Below are 2,495 nucleotides of genomic sequence, written 5' to 3'. Positions count from 1 at the left end.
CTTGTCTTTTGTCAAGTTCGTGTTGGCAGAATAGTCATGTTGTTTTCCGTAGTTTGTGCAGCGGGTTTTCCCTGGTTTGGGCATCCTGGGGTCGGCCCGCTGCTTTGGGGTTTGGTTATCTGGTCATCAGGGCGTGTCGGCTGCGGTAGCTGTCGCCCTGGAATCGGATGATGCGGCCGTGGTGGACGGTGCGGTCGATCGAGGAGCGGCGTGTCGTGTTCGGGTCGCCGGACACGCGTCCCCGGCCCGAGAACTCGATGTTGGCGGTTGTGGATGATGCTCCTTGCCTCCGTGGCTGTCGGAGATGATCCGGGGACAGGAGGCGGCTGCCTTCCTCGTCGATGGGGATGTGGCCGAGCTCGTCGAGGATGACGGGCCTGGCCTTGCCGATGGCGGCGAGTTCCTTGTCGAGCCGGTTGTCCTGTTTCGCGCGTCGCAGGCGCATGACCAGGCTCGCGGTGGTGAAGAACCGGGTGGGGACGTCATGGCGGCATGCGGCCTGTCCCAGTGCGATGGCCAGGTGGGTCTTGCCGGTGCCGACGCTGCCGTAGAGCACGAGGTCCTCGTGCCGGTCGATGGAGTCGAGGCTCTCGAGCCGGGCGCGGTCCCAGTCGGCGGGCATGGTGAGGTTGCTCCAGTCGTGTCCGTCGAGGGTCTTGCCGGCCGGGAACCCGGCGGTCCCGGGCAGACGGGTCCGTCTGGCTGCCTGACGGGAGTCGGGTCCGGCCTGGAACCAGCGTTCGATGAAGTCGAGCTGGACCGGGGTCGCCTGGGCCAGCGCGTCCGCGAGGACGCTTCTGGTCAGGGCCAGGTGCCTGCTCATGGCCATGATGCGTTCGCTCTGGGCCACGGTGCTGGCCCTGCGCCGGCGGGTCTCGGGGACCGTCGGTTCGCGTCTGTTGCTCATGCGCTCTCCCGTCCGGGATGGTCGGACGTGTCGTAGGCGGTCAGGTCGGGCAGGCAGTCGCCGTAGTCGATGCCGCCGTCGGCGAACCGTCCGGCCAGGATCGGCGTCTCGGTCTCGTCGATCGCGCGTCCCAGGTCGAGGGCGTGTTGCGCGGCCTGCGTCGCGGGCACCGGACCCGGCGGCCTGGCAGGCCTTGGATATGGCCCTGAGGCTGCTCCTGAGGGTCTGGTCGTCGGCCTGGTCGAGATAGTGCCTGATGTCGTCGGGTATGTCCGGGCGTATCGAGCTGTCGTGCCAGGCCCGGGGTCTCCTGGCCAGCGCCGGGAACACGGCGGCCGGGTCCTGGATCGTGCGCGCTCCTGCCGTAGACGCGGGATAGTCCGGCGATGGTGCGCCCGTCCCGGTCCTTGACCGTGATGCCGGTGGCGCGGATGGCCACGTCCACCCTCCGCCCGCGCATGGCCGGGCCGATCTGGCACCGGTTGGCGTCGATCTCGACGCACCCGTACTTGTCCGTCTTGCGGGTCTCCCATCTGACCGGGTCGAAGCGGGCGGACGGCAGGGGGCGCAGCGCGTCCAGGTCGTCGGCGTCCAGGTCGTCGATCGGGTCCAGGGTCCGGTAGTGGATGCCCTTGCCGAGCTCGTCGCATCTGGCGAGCATGAGACGGGTCAGCCGCTCGTGGGTCTCGGCGCCCAGGGGCGGGACCCACGGGGTTGCGGCGCAGGAACCCGACCGCGTTCCCCACGCCGCCTTTCTCGTTGCCCGAGTACGGGTTGCAGAAACGCACGTCCATCCGGTAACGGCAGATGAACGCCTCGAACACCCGTGTCAGCGTCACCTCGCCCCTGGCGTCCCGGTGGCCGGCGCCGGACGCGTTGTCGATCACGAGCGTGCGCGGCGCGCCGCCGATATGCCCGAAGATCGCCATGAGCCCCCCGGCGGACGCATTCCGCGTTCTGCGCGGGCAGGCTCGCCACGTACCGCTTGTTCGAATGCGGGACACGCGGCCACCAGGCAATGGTCGTCGACCCATTCGCCGGCCAGGCGCGCCCTGGCCAGACCGAAATCCATCTGCGCGCTTCCCGGCGCCCGCTCCAGCCCCACGTACCCGCCGCCCGGCTCGCGGTTCGTCTGCCGCCAGGCACGCACGTAGCGCAGCACCATCCGGATACGAGCCCCGGAACCCATGCTCCGCCACGAGCCGGTCATGCACACGCCTGGCGGTATGCCGCTGCCTGCGCGGCATCAGCCGGTCCTCCTCCAACCATCCGTCGATCACGGGCTTGAATTCGTCGAGCTTCGACGCCACCACGCGTCTGGCGGGCGGCCGGGGAGAGCAATCCTCCATGTTCGCGTACTTGGCGACCGTGCCCCGGTCCACCCCCAGTTCCCTGGCTATCCGGGCATGGGGAACGCCCCGCGCGCCCAGACACCTGATATCTTGCTGCCTGGACACGGGCATCCGCCGCTGTCCTTTCCTTCCCCGGGCCGGCGGCAACCGGCCCCTAGGCCGCTAATGGTCCGCGACCCGGGAATCCAGCAAGCAAAGCGAACCCATGCCCCCTCACGCCACCACGATGACCGAAG

General features: G+C 69.0%; 1 protein-coding gene and 1 pseudogene. Both read right to left on the bottom strand.

Features of this window, described 5'->3' with window-relative positions:
- Positions 1-115: 115 nt before the first annotated feature.
- On the bottom strand, positions 116-907 hold the full coding sequence (locus tag H7U32_RS09290; RefSeq protein WP_204469784.1) for an ATP-binding protein: 792 nt from the start codon (positions 905-907) through the stop codon (positions 116-118).
- Positions 904-2,370 (bottom strand): annotated as a pseudogene (gene istA / locus H7U32_RS12615) (IS21 family transposase). The gene H7U32_RS09290 and the pseudogene istA overlap by 4 nt, the downstream one beginning before the upstream one ends.
- Positions 2,371-2,495 lie beyond the last annotated feature (125 nt).

It is taken from the genome of Bifidobacterium pullorum subsp. saeculare (genome assembly GCF_016899725.1).
GTDB classification, from domain to species: domain Bacteria; phylum Actinomycetota; class Actinomycetes; order Actinomycetales; family Bifidobacteriaceae; genus Bifidobacterium; species Bifidobacterium pullorum_C.
This window is presented reverse-complemented; position numbering and strand designations above follow the sequence as displayed.